This is a genomic window from Kitasatospora sp. NPDC032757 (genome assembly GCF_055579305.1).
Genome location: NZ_JBVINN010000018.1, coordinates 54,100 through 70,287, shown reverse-complemented (window position 1 = coordinate 70,287; position 16,188 = coordinate 54,100). Strand labels below are relative to the sequence as shown.

Here is a 16,188-nt window from a genome sequence, read left to right as displayed (position 1 = left end):
TACGTACGGCCGCGCTCCCCTTCCCCGGGGCAGCGCGGCCGTACGGCGTCGTACGGTGGAACGAGTGCACGGCCGCCCGGCAAGGACCGGGCGGGAACCCAAGGAAGGCGTGACCAGATGGTGGAGATCAAGACCCCCGAGCAGATCGCGAAGATGCGAGCGGCCGGGCTGGTCGTCGCCGAGGCGCTCAAGGCCTGCCGCGAGGCGGTCGCTCCGGGGGTGACCACCCAGGAGCTCAACGACGTCGCCGACAAGGTCATCACCGACCACGGCGCCACCTCGAACTTCCGCGCCCACCACGGCGGGCTCTGGTTCCCCGGGGTGATCTGCGCCTCGGTGAACAACGAGGTCGTCCACGGCATCCCCGGCGACCGGGTGCTGCAGGAGGGCGACGTCATCTCGATCGACTGCGGCGCCATCCTGGACGGCTGGCACGGCGACGCGGCGATCACCGTGGCGGTCGGCGAGGTCCGGCCCGAGGTGGAGATGCTGAGCAGGGTGACCGAGGGCTCGATGTGGGCCGGCATCGCCCAGATGAAGAAGGGCAACCGCCTGGTCGACGTCTCCAAGGCGATCGAGGGCTTCATCCGCCGCCAGCCGCTTCCCCCCAAGGGCAAGTGGGGCATCACCGAGGGCTACGGCGGCCACGGCATCGGCACCGCGATGCACATGGAGCCGCACGTGCTGAACTACGTCGAGCGCGGCCGCGGCAAGGGCCCCAAGCTGGTCCCCGGCACCGTGCTGGCGATCGAGCCCATGGTCTCGCTCGGCACCCCGCACACCACCGTGCTGGAGGACGAGTGGACCGTCGTGACCAACGACGGCACCTGGGCCTCGCACTGGGAGCACTCGGTGGCCGTGACGGAGCAGGGTCCGCTGGTGCTGACCGCCTTCGACGGCGGCCGGGCCGAGCTGGCGAAGCTGGGCATCACCGCAGCTCCGGACCCGTTGGCGTAGTGGCCGAGGCGGTCGACTGCCGCGTCTGACAAAGGATCAGAGCCCTGGAGGTTTGGACCTCCAGGGCTTTCGTCCTATTTTTATCGGCTGGCAGTGGCTTCAGCGGCTTCGAACGGCAGGAGAGAGCAGTGCTCAAGGGATTCCGCGACTTCATGATGCGCGGCAACGTGGTCGACATGGCGGTCGGTGTCGTCATCGGTGCCGCCTTCACCGGGGTGGTGACCGGCTTCGTGTCGGCGTTCCTCACCCCGCTGGTGGGCGTGGTGGTCGGCGCGGCCGGCGACTTCAGCTCCTACAAGGCCGTGGTGGCCGGCGTCACGTTCCCGTACGGCCAGTTCCTCAACGTGCTGATCGCGTTCTTCATGACCGCCGCGGTGCTGTACTTCTGCGTCGTGCTGCCGGTCACCAAGGCCACCGCCCGGTACATGCCGAAGAAGCCGAAGACCCCGAAGCGCCCCTGCCCCGAGTGCCTGACCGAGATCCCCGAGGCCGCCCGCCGCTGCTCCGCCTGCACCGCGCACGTCGAGCCGCTGATGGTCGTCGCCCCGCGCTGACGTCGTGCGCCGACGACCCGGCCCCGGTTTTGGCGCATCCCACGGGCTGGCGTAGGATGGACCGTCGGCTCACTCGTAGCGTGCTTCAGCACGCCCTCTTCCCTAGCGGGTCGGGGTGAACCCAGGTTCGCACGAGCGTGCCGCATACGGTAGCCGGTCCCGGAAGGTGGATCTCGCAGTTCATGGCTAAGAAGCAAGGCGCCATTGAGATCGAGGGCACCGTGATCGAGTCTCTTCCGAACGCGATGTTCAAGGTCGAGCTGCAGAACGGTCACAAGGTCCTCGCGCACATCAGCGGCAAGATGCGCATGCACTACATCCGCATCCTGCCGGACGACCGGGTCGTCGTGGAGCTCAGCCCCTACGACCTCACGCGCGGCCGGATCGTCTACCGCTACAAGTAACAACGTCAGATCTAGACCCGGAGAACCTGAGACATGAAGGTCAAGCCGAGCGTCAAGAAGATCTGCGACAAGTGCAAGGTGATCCGCCGTCACGGCCGGGTCATGGTGATCTGCGACAACCTGCGCCACAAGCAGCGCCAGGGCTGATTGCTCTCCCCCAGCATTTCTCGTAGTACTTCGCGCGACGCGAAAACGTCATAAGCGGGCTACCCGATCCGCCCTTCGCAGGGCGGACTGCCGCCCCCGGTCAGAGGCCGGGGCTCCCTCACCGTGAGGTGTCGGAGTAGGTAGCACGCAAGACCTCTGAAGAACCACAGGAGCCTTGAATGGCACGCCTCGCCGGCGTTGATCTCCCCCGTGAGAAGCGGATCGAGATCGCCCTTACGTACGTGTACGGCATCGGCCGTACCCGCGCCCAGCAGACCCTGGCCGAGACCGGTGTCAACCCGGATGTCCGCGTTCGCGACATCTCCGAGGAAGACCTCGTCAAGCTGGGCCAGTACATCGACGCCAACTACACGGTCGAGGGTGACCTCCGCCGTGAGGTGGCCGCCGACATCCGCCGCAAGGTCGAGATCGGCTGCTACGAGGGTCTGCGTCACCGCCGTGGCCTGCCGGTCCGCGGTCAGCGCACCCACACCAACGCGCGTACCCGCAAGGGCCCGCGTCGCGCGATTGCCGGCAAGAAGAAGCCGGGCAAGAAGTAGTCCGTCCCGTAACCGGACATCCCTCCGGCCCGCGGGTCAGCGGACCGACCACCTCAGTAGGAGAACAGACTTATGCCCCCCAAGGGTCGTCAGGCTGCCGGCGCGAAGAAGATCCGCCGCAAGGAAAAGAAGAACGTCGCTCACGGCCACGCGCACATCAAGAGCACGTTCAACAACACCATCGTTTCGATCACCGACCCCGCGGGCAACGTGATCTCCTGGGCCTCTGCCGGCCACGTCGGCTTCAAGGGCTCGCGCAAGTCCACCCCGTTCGCCGCGCAGATGGCCGCCGAGGCCGCTGCCCGTCGCGCGCAGGAGCACGGCATGCGCAAGGTTGACGTCTTCGTGAAGGGTCCGGGCTCCGGCCGCGAGACCGCGATCCGTTCGCTCCAGGCCACCGGCCTGGAGGTCGGCTCGATCCAGGACGTCACCCCCACCCCGCACAACGGCTGCCGTCCGCCGAAGCGCCGCCGCGTCTGACGCAGCGCCTTCGGGCACGCGGGTACTGCTTTAAACCTCGTACGGGCTCCCGTTTTGGACGGGAGCCCGTACGCTGGTTCTGTTCGGCATCAAATAGTGGGTGCCGAAGACAACTGGAGGATCTGAAAACATGCTGATCGCTCAGCGTCCCTCGCTGACCGAAGAGGTCGTCGACGAATTCCGCTCGCGGTTCGTGATCGAGCCGCTGGAGCCGGGCTTCGGCTACACCCTCGGCAACTCCCTGCGCCGCACCCTCCTCTCGTCGATCCCCGGCGCTGCTGTCACCAGCATCCGCATCGACGGTGTCCTGCACGAGTTCACCACCGTGCCGGGCGTCAAGGAGGACGTGACCGACCTCATCCTCAACATCAAGCAGCTGGTCGTCTCCTCGGAGCACGACGAGCCGGTCGTGATGTACCTGCGCAAGCAGGGCCCGGGTGTGGTCACCGCCGCCGACATCGCCCCGCCGGCCGGTGTCGAGGTGCACAACCCCGAGCTGGTCCTCGCCACGCTGAACGGCAAGGGCAAGCTGGAGATGGAGCTGACCGTCGAGCGCGGTCGCGGCTACGTCTCCGCCGTCCAGAACAAGGCTTCCGGCCAGGAGATCGGCCGCATCCCGGTCGACTCGATCTACAGCCCCGTGCTGAAGGTCACCTACAAGGTCGAGGCCACCCGTGTCGAGCAGCGGACCGACTTCGACAAGCTGATCGTCGACGTCGAGACCAAGCCCGCCATGCGCCCGCGTGACGCCATGGCCTCGGCCGGCAAGACCCTGGTGGAGCTGTTCGGTCTCGCCCGCGAGCTGAACATCGACGCCGAGGGCATCGACATGGGCCCGTCCCCGACGGACGCCGCCCTGGCCGCCGACCTGGCGCTGCCGATCGAGGAGCTGGAGCTCACCGTTCGGTCGTACAACTGCCTCAAGCGCGAGGGCATCCACACCGTGGGTGAGCTCGTCGCCCGCTCCGAGGCCGACCTGCTCGACATCCGCAACTTCGGTGCGAAGTCGATCGACGAGGTCAAGGCGAAGCTGGCCGGCATGGGCCTGGCCCTCAAGGACAGCCCGCCCGGGTTCGACCCGACCGCCGCCGCCGACGCCTTCGGCGCCGACGACCTGGACGACGCGGGTTACGCGGAGACCGAGCAGTACTAAGAGATTTGGCCGCGGGGGCGGTTCCACGGAGCCGCCCCCGTCGTCGCGAAAGTCGTACGGGCAACAGTGCCCGTACGCCCGCTGCGGTACCTGATACGGCCGTAGTCGGAGATTCAAGGAGTAATCCATGCCGCGTCCCACCAAGGGTGCCCGCCTCGGCGGCGGCCCGCACCACGAGCCGCTGCTGCTCGCCGGTCTGTGCCGGGAGCTCTTCCAGTACGGCCGCATCACCACGACCGAGGCCAAGGCCCGTCGGATGCGCCCGCTGGCGGAGAAGCTGATCACCAAGGCGAAGAAGGGCGACATCCACAACCGTCGCCTGGTTCGCAAGACGATCACCGACATCGCCGTGCTGCACACCCTCTTCACCGAGATCGCGCCGCGCTACGAGAACCGCCCGGGTGGTTACACCCGTATCACCAAGATCGGTCCCCGTCGTGGCGACAACGCCCCGATGGCCGTGATCGAGCTGGTCGAGGCGCTGACCGTCGCGCAGACCGCCGTCGGCGAGGCCGAGGGCGCCACCAAGCGCGCCGTCAAGGAGGCCGACGAGGCCGCCGCTGCCGTCGAGACCAAGGCCGACGAGGCCGAGGCCGCCGAGCAGGCCTGACACCTCCAGGTGTTGCGGGCCCGTTCTCCCATCCGTGGGGGAGCGGGCCCGTTCCTCGTCTTTGGGTAGAAGAAGCAGTCCGGGGAGAGAAGCAGTGGTCAACGATTGCGCCGAGCGGCCGCCGGTGAAGGACGGTCCGGCGGACGGGTACGTCCGGATCCGGCTCGACCTCGCCTACCAAGGCGCCGAGTTCTCCGGCTGGGCCCGCCAGCGCGGCGGCCGGCGGACGGTGCAGGAGGAGATCGAGACCGCGCTGCAGATCGTCACCCGCAGCACCGAGCTGTACCCGCTGACCGTCGCCGGCCGCACCGACGCCGGAGTGCACGCCCGCGGCCAGGTCGCGCACGTCGACCTGCCGGCCGGGCTGTGGGCCGAACACCGGGAGAAGCTGCTGCGGCGGCTGGCAGGGCGGCTGCCCGGGGACGTCCGGATCTACCGGCTCGGCGAGGCCCCGGCCGGCTTCGACGCCCGCTTCTCCGCCATCTGGCGCCGGTACGCCTACCGGGTCGCCGACCACCCCGGCGGGGTGGACCCGCTGCTGCGCGGGCACGTGCTCTGGCACGACCGGCCGCTGGACGTCGGCAGGATGAACGCCGCGGCCGAGCTGCTGCTGGGCGAGCACGACTTCGCCGCGTACTGCAAGAAGCGCGAGGGCGCGACCACCATCCGCACCCTGCTGGAGCTCCACTGGGACCGCGTCCCGGTGGACGCCTACGCCTCGCAGGAGGGCTCGCTGGCGGTCGCCACCGTCCGGGCCGACGCCTTCTGCCACAACATGGTGCGGGCGCTGGTCGGCGCGATGCTGCTGGTCGGCGACGGCCACCGGCCGGTGGAGTTCCCCGGCGAGGTGCTGGCCGGCGGGGTGCGCAACTCCGCCGTCAACGTGATCCGGCCGTACGGGCTGACGCTGGAGGAGGTCGGATACCCGGCCGACGACCAGCTCGCCGAGCGCAGCCGGCTGGCCCGCCGGATCCGCACGCTGCCGGGGCAGCCGTAATCCGTTTTGGCCCACGGCCGCGACTTGGGACAATCTCCCTCATGGGACACGTCGAGATTTCGCACCTGGAGTACTACCTGCCGGACGGGCGGGTGCTGTTCGACGACGCGTCCTTCCGGGTCGGCGAGGGCGCCGCGGTCGCCCTGGTGGGCGCCAACGGCGCCGGCAAGACCACGCTGCTGCGCATGATCGCGGGCGACATCCAGCCGCACGGCGGCACGGTGACGATCAGCGGCGGACTCGGCGTGATGCGCCAGTTCGTCGGCACCACCGGCCGCGAGGACCAGTCGCAGACGCCGGGCGCGCTGCCCGCGGACGCCTCCGTCCGTGACCTGCTGGTCTCCGTCGCCCCCGAGCGGATCGCGCTCGCGGCCCGCGCGGTCGACGCCGCCGAGCTGGCGATGATCGCCCAGGACGACGAGAAGACGCAGATGGCCTACGCCCAGGCGCTCTCCGACTGGGCCGACGTCGGCGGCTACGACTACGAGACCGACTGGGACGTCTGCACCATGGCGGCCCTCGGCATGCCCTTCGACAAGGCCCAGTGGCGCGGCCTGAACACCCTCTCCGGCGGGGAGCAGAAGCGCCTGGTCCTGGAGGCGCTGCTGCGCGGCCCCGAAGAGGTGCTGCTGCTGGACGAGCCGGACAACTACCTGGACGTGCCGGGCAAGCGCTGGCTGGAGGAGGCCATCAAGGCCACCTCGAAGACCGTGCTGTACATCTCGCACGACCGCGAGCTGCTCTCGCACACCGCCGAGAAGATCATCAGCGTCGAGTCCGGCGCGGCCGGCAGCAGCGTCTGGGTGCACGGCGGCGGGTTCGACTCCTTCCACGAGGCCCGGAAGGACCGCTTCGCGCGGTTCGAGGAGCTGGGCCGGCGCTGGGACGAGGAGCACGCCAAGCTCAAGAAGCTGGTCGTCACGCTGCGCCAGGCGGCCTCCGTCAGCCACGCGCTCGCCACCCGCTACGCCGCCGCGCAGACGCGGCTGAAGAAGTTCGAGGAGGCCGGCCGCCCGGAGGAGCCCCCGCGCGAGCAGAGCATCACCATGCGGCTCAAGGGCGGGCGCACCGGCGTGCGCTCCTTCACCATGGAGCAGCTGGAGCTCACCGGGCTGATGAAGCCGTTCGACCTGGAGGTCTTCTACGGCGAGCGGGTCGGCGTGCTGGGCTCCAACGGCTCCGGCAAGTCGCACTTCCTGCGGCTGCTCGCCGGGGACGAGACGGTCGCGCACACCGGTACGTGGAAGACCGGCGCCCGGGTCGTGCCGGGCCACTTCCGGCAGACCCACGCCCACCCCGAGCTGTTCGGCCGGACGGTCCGCTCGATCGTCGAGGAGGAGCACGCCCTCAGCCGCGGCGCCGCCATGGGCGCGCTGCGCCGTTACGAGCTGGACCGGCAGGAGGAGCAGAAGTTCGAGTCGCTGTCCGGCGGGCAGCAGGCCCGGCTGATGATCCTCAAGCTCGAACTCTCCGGTGTGACGGCCCTCCTGCTCGACGAGCCGACCGACAACCTGGACCTGGAGAGCGCCGAGGCGCTGCAGGCCGGGCTGGAGGCCTTCGACGGCACGGTGCTCTGCGTCACGCACGACCGCTGGTTCGCCAGGACCTTCGACCGATTCCTGGTGTTCGGCGCCGACGGCCGGGTCTACGAGTCCTCCGAGCCGGTGTGGGACGTCACCCGGGTCGAGCGCGATCGCTGACCGTTTTTGACCCACCCGGGGCGGGCCGGTAGGCTGGGTGCTTGTTGTGCGTATTGGCTCGCTCTATCTCACGTGAGAGGTCGGTACGCCGGAGATACCAGGTCGACCACCCAGCGGCCCCCCTTGAATTGCGTCCAAGGCGGCCAGGCTGATGCGCTCGACCAGGTGCTCCTGTCAGGACTCACTCACTGAAAAGCAGAGGCTACGACCGTGCGTACGTACAGCCCCAAGCCCGGCGACGTCCAGCGTCAGTGGCACGTCATCGACGCGACCGACGTCGTGCTCGGCCGCCTGGCCTCCCAGGCCGCCAACCTCCTCCGGGGTAAGCACAAGGCGATCTACGCGCCGCACGTTGACACCGGTGACTTCGTCATCATCATCAACGCGGACAAGGTGCACCTGTCGGGTAACAAGAAGACCCAGAAGCTGGCGTACCGCCACAGCGGTTTCCCGGGCGGTCTCCGCTCGGTCCGTTACGACGACCTCCTGGCGAACAACCCGGAGAAGGCCGTCGAGAAGGCCATCAAGGGCATGGTCCCCAAGAACTCCCTGGGCCGCCAGATGCTCTCGAAGCTGAAGGTCTACTCGGGCGACCAGCACCCGCACGCTGCCCAGCAGCCGGTGCCGTTCGAGATCACCCAGGTCGCGCAGTAACTCCGGCCACCTAGCCCCCCAACACTGAAAAGAGCTGAGGAACACCGTGGCCGAGACCACTGAAACCCTTGAGGTCGACTTCGACGAGACCGTCGTCGAGGGCGAGTACACCTCCGAGGAGAGCTACACCTCCGAGTCGCTGGCCGGTCGCTTCGGCGAGGCCGTCCCCGGCGCCGGCCTTGGCCGTCGCAAGGAGGCGATCGCCCGCGTGCGCATCGTTCCCGGCACCGGCGTCTGGAAGATCAACGGTCGCACCCTGGAGAACTACTTCCCCAACAAGGTGCACCAGCAGACCGTGAACGAGCCCTTCAAGCTGCTGGAGCTCGACGGTCGTTACGACGTCGTCGCCCGCATCTCGGGTGGCGGCACCTCCGGCCAGGCCTACGCGCTGCGCCTCGGCGTCGCCCGTGCCCTGAACGAGGCCGACGTGGACAACAACCGCGCCGCCCTCAAGAAGGCCGGTTTCCTGATGCGTGACGCGCGTGCCGTCGAGCGCAAGAAGGCCGGTCTCAAGAAGGCCCGCAAGGCGCCGCAGTACAGCAAGCGCTAGTCGCGCCCGAGGGGTGTGTGCCGCCCTGGTGGTGCACACCCCTGGTTGCGCTCTCACGCCCCGGAGTACCCCGTGTACTCCGGGGCGTCGTGCTCCCCTGCCACGGTGCGGAGGCCGGGGTTCGATCGGATTTACTGCCGGATCACTGCCGGCAGCGGCGATGGAGGACGGGACTGTGGGACGACTCTTCGGTACGGACGGCGTACGCGGTGTCGCCAACGAGGGGCTGACGGCCGAGCTGGCGCTCGGGCTGTCGGTCGCGGCGGCGCATGTACTCGGCGAGGCGGGGGCCTTCGACGGCCACCGGCCGGTCGCGGTGGTCGGCCGCGACCCGCGCGCCTCGGGCGAGTTCCTGGAGGCCGCGGTCATCGCCGGCCTGGCCAGCGCGGGCGTCGACGTACTGCGGGTCGGCGTGCTGCCCACCCCGGCGGTGGCGTACCTCACCGGCGCGCTCGGCGCCGACTTCGGCGTGATGCTCTCCGCGAGCCACAACGCCATGCCGGACAACGGCATCAAGTTCCTCGCCCGCGGCGGCCACAAGCTGGACGACCGCATCGAGGACGCCATCGAGACCCACTACCGGACGTACTCCGTCGGCAGTGACGAGTGGAAGCGCCCGACCGGCGCCGCCGTCGGCCGGGTCCGTGAGTACACCGAGGGCTTCGACAAGTACGTCGCCCACCTGATCGGCGTGCTGCCGAACCGCCTGGACGGCGTCCGGGTCGTCATCGACGGCGCCCACGGCGCGGCCGCCTACGTCGCCCCCGAGGCCTTCGCCCGGGCCGGCGCCGAGGTCGTCCACACCCTGGGGGCGGAGCCCACGGGCCTCAACATCAACGACGGCGTCGGCTCCACCCACCTGGACCGGCTGCGCGCCACCATGAAGGAGTACCGGGCCGACCTCGGCATCGCGCTCGACGGCGACGCCGACCGCTGCCTGGCGGCCGACGCGGACGGCAACGAGGTCGACGGCGACCAGATCATCGCGATCCTGGCCGTCGCCATGAAGGAGGCCGGCACGCTGCGGCGCAACACCGCCGTCGCCACCGTGATGTCCAACCTGGGCTTCAAGCTGGCGATGGAGCGCGAGGGCATCGAGCTGGTGCAGACCGCCGTCGGCGACCGCTACGTGCTGGAGGCCATGAAGGAGCACGGCTTCGCGCTGGGCGGCGAGCAGTCCGGCCACGTCATCCTGCTCGACCACGCCACCACCGGCGACGGCACCCTCACCGGCCTGATGCTGGGTGCCCGGCTGGCCGCGACCAAGCAGCCGCTGGCCGACCTGGCCACCGTGATGACCCGGCTGCCGCAGCTGCTGATCAACGTCAAGGGCGTCGACAAGAGCCGGGTGAAGACCAGCGAGGAGCTGGCGGCCGCGGTCGCCGAGGCGGAGGCCGAGCTGGGCACCACCGGCCGGGTGCTGCTGCGCCCGTCCGGCACCGAGCCGCTGGTCCGGGTGATGGTCGAGGCCGCCGACCAGGTGCAGGCCAAGGCCGTCGCCGAGCGGCTGGCCGAGGCGGTCCGGACGCACCTGGGCTGACGGCCCGTTCGTGACGAAGGCCCCCGCCGGTTCGTACGGCGGGGGCCTTTCCGGCTTGCCCGGGGCCGAGGCTGTCGGGCCGTCGATCCTTCGGACCGTCACGCCGCGGGGCTCCGGATTGCGGATTGCGGAGGCGGGGCTGGGGCTGCGGTCAGAGCTTGCGCAGCAGGGCGCGGCGGACCTTGTGGTCCGCGCCCTTCTGCAGGATCAGGGTGGCGCGGCCGCGGGTGGGCAGCACGTTCTCCAGCAGGTTGGGCTTGTTGATGGTGCGCCAGACCTGCCGGCCGTACTCCATCGCCTCCTCCTCCGGCACCTCGGTGAAGCGGCGGAAGTAGGAGTTCGGGTCCTGGAAGGCGGTGTCCCGCAGCTTCTTGAAGCGGGAGAGGTACCAGCTCTCGATGTCGTCGGTGCGGGCGTCGACGTAGATCGAGAAGTCGAAGTAGTCGGCCACCGCGAGCCTGGTGCGGCCGTCGGTGCCGGGCAGGGCCGGCTGGAGGACGTTCAGGCCCTCGACGATCAGGATGTCCGGGCGCTCCACGGTGAGCCGCTCGCCCTGCACGATGTCGTACACCAGGTGCGAGTAGACCGGGGCGGTCACCTGCTCCTTGCCGGCCTTCACGTCCGCCACGAAGCGCATCAGCGCGCGCCGGTCGTACGACTCGGGGAACCCCTTGCGCGCCATCAGACCGCGTCGGCGCAGCTCGGCGTTGGGCAGCAGGAAGCCGTCGGTGGTGACCAGCTCGACCCGGGGGTGCTCGGGCCAGCGGGCCAGCAGCGCCTGGAGCAGACGGGCGGTGGTGGACTTGCCGACGGCGACCGAACCGGCCACGCCGATGATGAACGGGGTCCGGGTGCGCTCGGTGTCCGGGGTGTCCAGGAAGGTGCCCACCGCGCCGCGCAGCTCGTGCGTGGCGTGGATGTAGAGGTTCAGCAGCCGGGACAACGGCAGATAGACGTCGCGGACCTCGTCCAGGTCGAGGGCGGTGCCCAGACCGCGCAGCCGTTCCACCTCCTCGGCGGTCAGCGGCAGCGGCGTACGCTCGCGCAGCGCGCTCCACTCGGCCCGGCTGAGGTCCACGTAGGGGGACGGGGACGGGCCGGGCGTGGCGGCGCCCCGCGTACAGAGTTCGGTCAGCACATGCTCCATTGTGGGCCGTAGCGGCGTTCACGGTGGCTGTGGTGTCGGTCACGCGCACGGGGTGAAGCGTGCGAAAAGGGCATCCTGGCCGCCCTTATGCTGGCACGCATGTGCGGAATCGTTGGATACGTGGGCGCTCAGCCCGCTCTTGATGTAGTAATCGCAGGCCTGCAGCGACTGGAGTACCGGGGCTACGACTCGGCCGGTGTCGCGGTGCAGGTGAAGGGCTCCGACGGGCAGTGGAGCCTGGCCACCGACAAGCGGGCCGGCAAGCTCGCCAACCTGGAGAAGTCGCTCGCCGAGACCCCTCTTCCCGGCGGCACCACCGGCATCGGCCACACCCGCTGGGCCACCCACGGCGGCCCGACGGACGCCAATGCCCACCCCCACCTGGACGACGCCGCCCGGGTCGCCGTGGTGCACAACGGCATCATCGAGAACTTCGCCCAGCTGCGGGCGGAGCTGGCCGAGCGGGGCCACACGCTGCGCTCCGAGACCGACACCGAGGTCGTCGCGCACCTGCTGGGCGAGGTGTACGAGGGCGACCTGGCGGAGGCCATGCGGGTGGTCTGCCGCCGTCTGGACGGCGCCTTCACCCTCGTCGCCGTGCACGCCGACGCGCCGGACGTGGTGGTCGGTGCCCGCCGCAACTCGCCGCTGGTGGTCGGGCGCGGCGAGGGCGAGAACTTCCTCGCCTCCGACGTCGCCGCGTTCATCGCGCACACCCGCGAGGCGATCGAGCTCGGCCAGGACCAGGTCGTCGAGCTGCGCCGCGAGGGCGTCACGGTGACCAACTTCGACGGCACCCCGGCCGACGTCCGCGAGTACCACGTGGACTGGGACGCCTCGGCCGCCGAGAAGGGCGGCTACGACTACTTCATGCTCAAGGAGATCGCCGAGCAGCCGAAGGCCGTCGCCGACACCCTGCTCGGCCGGATCGGCACCGACGGCCGGCTCACCCTGGACGAGCTGCGGATCTCCGACGCCGACCTGCGCTCGGTCGACAAGGTCGTCATCGTCGCCTGTGGCACCGCGTTCCACGCCGGCATGATCGCCAAGTACGCGATCGAGCACTGGACCCGCATCCCCTGCGAGGTCGAGGTCGCCTCCGAGTTCCGCTACCGCGACCCGATCATGGGCCCGGGCACGCTGGTCATCGCGATCTCGCAGTCCGGCGAGACCATGGACACCCTGATGGCGCTGCGGCACGCGCGCGAGCAGGGCGCCAAGGTGCTGGCGATCTGCAACACCAACGGCTCCACCATCCCGCGCGAGTCGGACGCGGTGCTGTACACGCACGCCGGGCCCGAGGTCGCCGTCGCCTCCACCAAGGCGTTCCTGACCCAGCTGGTGGCCTGCTACCTGGTCGCGCTCTACCTCGGCCAGGTGCGCGGCACCAAGTGGGGCGACGAGATCTTCACCATCATCCGCGAGCTCGGCGACGCGCCGAAGCAGGTGGAGCAGGTGCTGGAGACCATGGAGCCGGTGCGCGAGCTGGCCCGCTCCCTGGCGGACGCCCGGTCGGTGCTGTTCCTGGGCCGGCACGTCGGCTTCCCGGTCGCGCTGGAGGGTGCGCTCAAGCTCAAGGAGCTGGCGTACATGCACGCCGAGGGCTTCGCGGCGGGCGAGCTCAAGCACGGGCCGATCGCGCTGATCGAGGAGGGGCTGCCGGTCGTGGTGGTCGTCCCCTCGCCGCGCGGCCGCTCGATCCTGCACGACAAGATCGTCTCCAACATCCAGGAGATCCGGGCCCGTGGCGCCCGCACGATCGTCATCGCGGAGGAGGGCGACGAGGCCGTCGTCCCGTACGCGGACCACCTGATCCGCATCCCGGTGACGCCCACGCTGCTCCAGCCGCTGGTCTCCACCGTGCCGCTGCAGGTCTTCGCCTGCGAGCTGGCCACGGCCAAGGGCCACGAGGTCGACCAGCCGCGCAACCTGGCGAAGTCGGTCACGGTCGAGTAGTACCCGGCCCGGTGCCCCTGCGGTGGCTGCGGCCTACCGCAGGGGCGCCGTGTCGAGCGTGAAGGAGAACGGAGCGGGGAGGTCGATGAGCTTGCCGAAGTCGACCTGGGTGAGGGCGGTGTAGTCGCCGTCCTTCGGTTCGGTGAACAGTGTCACCTTGCTCTCGCTGCGGTCGACCAGGAGGTAGCAGGGGACACCGGCGGCGGCGTAGCCCAGCCGCTTGACCTCGCGGTCCTTGACGGGACTGGTCGACGTGACTTCCAGGACGAGCACGATGCCGATCGTGGACGACCACGAGTCCTGGGCACGGAAATGGCCCACAGGAGCAACAGTGGCGTCCGGGATGAACCGCCCCTTCGGCGTGATCAGCCCCTTGCCCCCGCTGACGTAGAGTTCCTCGGCCGCCTGCCGCGCAACGGCGCGGCCGAACCTGGCCACCGCATCCTCGTGGTCACCGTCCGGCGGTGGGGTCACGATGATCTCCCCTTCGATCAGTTCAGCCTTGAAGCCCGGCGGCGTGTCCAGCTCCAGGAATGCCTGGAGGATGCCGTCCTGGTCCGGGGGGCCCTCGACTGCTGGCATGGCGACCATGGCCCTTCTCCCTCCTGCTGGTCCCTCTCTTGCCTGCCTTGCGGGCGACACGGTAGGCGTACGGACCGACACCGGTGGGGGATCGAAGTGGTTGTCACTCGAAAGTGTCCCGCAAAGCCGGAGGAGCAGCAGGTGATCATCGGGGTCGGGATCGACGTGGCCGCCATCGACCGGTTCGAGGCCGCACTGGAGCGCACGCCGGGGATGGCGGAGCGGCTGTTCACGCCGGGCGAGCTGCGTTTGCCGTCGGGGGAGCGGCGGGGGGTGGCCTCGCTGGCGGCGCGGTTCGCGGCGAAGGAGGCGCTGGCCAAGGCGCTCGGCGCGCCGGGCGGGCTGCACTGGACGGACGCCGAGGTGGTGAGCGCCGACTCGGGCCGGCCGGAGCTGCGGGTGCGGGGGACGGTGGCCGCGCGGGCGGCCGAACTGGGCGTCGGGTCGTGGCACGTGTCGCTCAGCCATGACGCGGGCGTAGCGTCGGCGGTAGTCATCGCCGAGGGTTAGCCGAGGGTAAGGGGCTTGCGGATGCGCCGCGCTCACCGTGTCGAACAGGTCCGGGCCGCCGAGGCCGAACTGATGGCCCGACTGCCGGAGGGCACGCTGATGCAGCGGGCCGCCACCGGCCTCGCCGCCACCTGCGCCCGGCTGCTGACGCGCCGTCGCGGCCGGGTCTACGGCAGCCGGGTGGTGGTGCTCGCGGGCAGCGGCGACAACGGTGGTGACGCGCTGTACGCCGGCGCCGCGCTGGCCCGGCGCGGGGCCGGGGTGACGGCGGTGCTGCTCGCGCCCTCCCGCGCCCACGCCGGGGGTCTCGCCGCGCTGCGGGCGGCGCGCGGGCGGGTGGTGCTGGAGCAGGAGGTCGGCCTGGCCGACTTCTCGTGCGCGGACCTGGTGCTGGACGGCGTCGTCGGCATCGGCGGGCGCGGCGGGCTGCGCCCGGAGGCGGAGCCGTACGCGCGGGCGCGGCGGCGCGGGGTGGTGGTGGCCGTGGACGTGCCCAGCGGGGTGGACGCCGACACCGGCGAGGTGGCGGGCGTGGCGCTGCGGGCGGACGTCACGGTCTGCTTCGGGACGTACAAGCCGGGGCTCCTGATCGACCCGGGCGCCGCGTACGCGGGTGCGGTGCAGCTGGTGGGGATCGGGCTGGACCTGCCGCCGGCCGGCGTGGAGGCCTTGCAGCACGCGGAGGCCGGGGCGCTGCTGCCCCTCCCGGGGGCGGAGAGCGACAAGTACCGGCGCGGCGTCGTGGGCGTGGCGGCCGGTTCGGCGACGTATCCGGGGGCTGCGCTGCTCGCGGTCGCCGGGGCGCTGCACGGCGGCGCGGGTGCGGTGCGCTACGTCGGGACGGCGGCCGAGGAGGTGGTCCGGCGGTTCCCGGAGGCGCTGGTCACCGAGGGCGGACCGGCCGGCGCCGGGCGGGTGCAGGCCTGGGTGGTCGGCCCGGGCGGCGGCGAGGGGGCGCGGCAGGCGCTCGCGGAGGCGCTGGCGAGCGACGTGCCGGTGCTGGTGGACGCGGACGGCCTGACCGAGCTGGGCCGGCTCGGCCCGGGAGCGCTCGCGGGGCGGACGGCGCCCACGCTGCTCACCCCGCACACCGGCGAGGCGGCGCGGCTGCTCGCCGGGGTGGACGGCACCGCCCCGCCGGCCGCCGACGAGCTGGCGGCGAGCCGGCTGGCGACCGCCCGCCGGCTCGCCGCGGCGTACCGGGCGACGGTGCTGCTGAAGGGCTCCACCACGGTGGTCGCCGACCCGGGCGGCCAGGTGCGGGTGAACCCGACCGGTACCCCCTGGCTGGCCACCGCCGGCAGCGGGGACGTGCTGGCCGGTCTGGCCGGCTCCCTGCTCGCGGCCGGCCTTCCGGTCCTGGACGCCGCCTCGGTGGCCGCCTACCTGCACGGCCTCGCCGGCCGGCACGCGGCGGGCACCCCGGGGGCTCCGATCACGGCGCTGCAGGTGGCCGCGGCGCTCCCGGTGGTGTGGCGCGACGTCCGGGCCTCGGCGGGGAGCGCGTGGGAGCGGGAGGGCGAATAGACCGACCGGTCTACATAGTTCGAGCGCCGGGGTGGCGGCCGTGGAGTGGGAAGTCCGCGGGGTCGACTTCCCACTCCGGCGGCCGGTGCAACCAGCGGCGCTTCGCGCGCGTCCGGAGCAGCGGGGTGGGGTGTGGGGGCCGCCGCGCCGACGGGCCGTT

18 protein-coding genes are annotated in these 16,188 nt (G+C 70.9%); 16 read left to right on the top strand and 2 right to left on the bottom strand.

The window, feature by feature from the left end:
• Positions 1-117: 117 nt before the first annotated feature.
• The 13 genes from map to glmM all read left to right on the top strand — a co-directional run bounded on the left by map (position 118) and on the right by glmM (position 10,306).
• On the top strand, positions 118-957 hold the full coding sequence (gene map / locus ACZ5WK_RS20990; protein ID WP_396321456.1) for a type I methionyl aminopeptidase: 840 nt from the start codon (positions 118-120) through the stop codon (positions 955-957).
• 128 nt (positions 958-1,085) lie between these two features.
• On the top strand, positions 1,086-1,511 hold the full coding sequence (gene mscL, locus ACZ5WK_RS20985) for a large conductance mechanosensitive channel protein MscL (protein ID WP_465548875.1): 426 nt from the start codon (positions 1,086-1,088) through the stop codon (positions 1,509-1,511).
• Between the two features lie 182 nt (positions 1,512-1,693).
• Positions 1,694-1,915 (top strand): translation initiation factor IF-1, encoded by a 222-nt coding sequence (infA, locus tag ACZ5WK_RS20980; RefSeq protein ID WP_003956442.1) that lies wholly within the window; start codon positions 1,694-1,696, stop codon positions 1,913-1,915.
• 33 nt (positions 1,916-1,948) lie between these two features.
• Positions 1,949-2,062 carry a 50S ribosomal protein L36 gene (gene rpmJ, locus ACZ5WK_RS20975; RefSeq protein WP_003956441.1) on the top strand — a complete coding sequence of 38 codons (114 nt, stop codon included), beginning with the start codon at positions 1,949-1,951 and terminating at the stop codon, positions 2,060-2,062.
• A gap of 179 nt (positions 2,063-2,241) precedes the next feature.
• Positions 2,242-2,622 (top strand): 30S ribosomal protein S13, encoded by a 381-nt coding sequence (rpsM, locus tag ACZ5WK_RS20970; protein ID WP_030232510.1) that lies wholly within the window; start codon positions 2,242-2,244, stop codon positions 2,620-2,622.
• Between the two features lie 72 nt (positions 2,623-2,694).
• Entirely contained in the window at positions 2,695-3,102 is a 408-nt protein-coding gene (rpsK, locus tag ACZ5WK_RS20965; protein ID WP_030232513.1) for a 30S ribosomal protein S11, read from the top strand.
• 130 nt (positions 3,103-3,232) lie between these two features.
• Entirely contained in the window at positions 3,233-4,255 is a 1,023-nt protein-coding gene (locus ACZ5WK_RS20960) for a DNA-directed RNA polymerase subunit alpha (RefSeq protein ID WP_030055844.1), read from the top strand.
• A gap of 127 nt (positions 4,256-4,382) precedes the next feature.
• Positions 4,383-4,865 (top strand): 50S ribosomal protein L17, encoded by a 483-nt coding sequence (gene rplQ / locus ACZ5WK_RS20955; RefSeq protein WP_465548872.1) that lies wholly within the window; start codon positions 4,383-4,385, stop codon positions 4,863-4,865.
• A 94-nt stretch (positions 4,866-4,959) separates the two neighbouring features.
• Positions 4,960-5,862 (top strand): tRNA pseudouridine(38-40) synthase TruA, encoded by a 903-nt coding sequence (gene truA, locus ACZ5WK_RS20950; RefSeq protein WP_465548870.1) that lies wholly within the window; start codon positions 4,960-4,962, stop codon positions 5,860-5,862.
• Between the two features lie 41 nt (positions 5,863-5,903).
• The gene (locus ACZ5WK_RS20945) at positions 5,904-7,562 is read left to right on the top strand and encodes an ABC-F family ATP-binding cassette domain-containing protein (protein WP_396321452.1); all 1,659 of its coding nucleotides are present in this window, start codon (positions 5,904-5,906) and stop codon (positions 7,560-7,562) included.
• Positions 7,563-7,772: 210 nt separating this feature from the next.
• Positions 7,773-8,216, top strand: coding sequence for a 50S ribosomal protein L13 (rplM, locus tag ACZ5WK_RS20940; RefSeq protein WP_014136251.1), 444 nt, complete (start codon positions 7,773-7,775; stop codon positions 8,214-8,216).
• 46 nt (positions 8,217-8,262) lie between these two features.
• Complete coding sequence (gene rpsI / locus ACZ5WK_RS20935) at positions 8,263-8,766, top strand: 30S ribosomal protein S9 (RefSeq protein WP_148644401.1); 504 nt, start codon at positions 8,263-8,265, stop codon at positions 8,764-8,766.
• A gap of 175 nt (positions 8,767-8,941) precedes the next feature.
• Entirely contained in the window at positions 8,942-10,306 is a 1,365-nt protein-coding gene (gene glmM, locus ACZ5WK_RS20930; RefSeq protein WP_465548867.1) for a phosphoglucosamine mutase, read from the top strand.
• Between the two features lie 151 nt (positions 10,307-10,457).
• On the opposite strand, the gene coaA is transcribed toward glmM, so the two are convergent.
• Complete coding sequence (gene coaA / locus ACZ5WK_RS20925) at positions 10,458-11,453, bottom strand: type I pantothenate kinase (RefSeq protein ID WP_465548865.1); 996 nt, start codon at positions 11,451-11,453, stop codon at positions 10,458-10,460.
• Positions 11,454-11,552: 99 nt separating this feature from the next.
• Here coaA and glmS point away from each other — a divergent pair, with 99 nt between their 5' ends.
• The gene (glmS, locus tag ACZ5WK_RS20920; RefSeq protein WP_465548863.1) at positions 11,553-13,409 is read left to right on the top strand and encodes a glutamine--fructose-6-phosphate transaminase (isomerizing); all 1,857 of its coding nucleotides are present in this window, start codon (positions 11,553-11,555) and stop codon (positions 13,407-13,409) included.
• A 33-nt stretch (positions 13,410-13,442) separates the two neighbouring features.
• Here the strand turns inward: glmS and ACZ5WK_RS20915 are convergent, their stop codons facing one another.
• On the bottom strand, positions 13,443-14,000 hold the full coding sequence (locus tag ACZ5WK_RS20915) for a Uma2 family endonuclease (RefSeq protein WP_465548861.1): 558 nt from the start codon (positions 13,998-14,000) through the stop codon (positions 13,443-13,445).
• Between the two features lie 132 nt (positions 14,001-14,132).
• Here ACZ5WK_RS20915 and ACZ5WK_RS20910 point away from each other — a divergent pair, with 132 nt between their 5' ends.
• Together ACZ5WK_RS20910 and ACZ5WK_RS20905 are read left to right on the top strand one after the other, a co-directional pair.
• Positions 14,133-14,501, top strand: coding sequence for a holo-ACP synthase (locus ACZ5WK_RS20910; protein ID WP_465548859.1), 369 nt, complete (start codon positions 14,133-14,135; stop codon positions 14,499-14,501).
• Between the two features lie 21 nt (positions 14,502-14,522).
• Complete coding sequence (locus ACZ5WK_RS20905; RefSeq protein ID WP_465548857.1) at positions 14,523-16,028, top strand: NAD(P)H-hydrate dehydratase; 1,506 nt, start codon at positions 14,523-14,525, stop codon at positions 16,026-16,028.
• Positions 16,029-16,188: the final 160 nt, after the last annotated feature.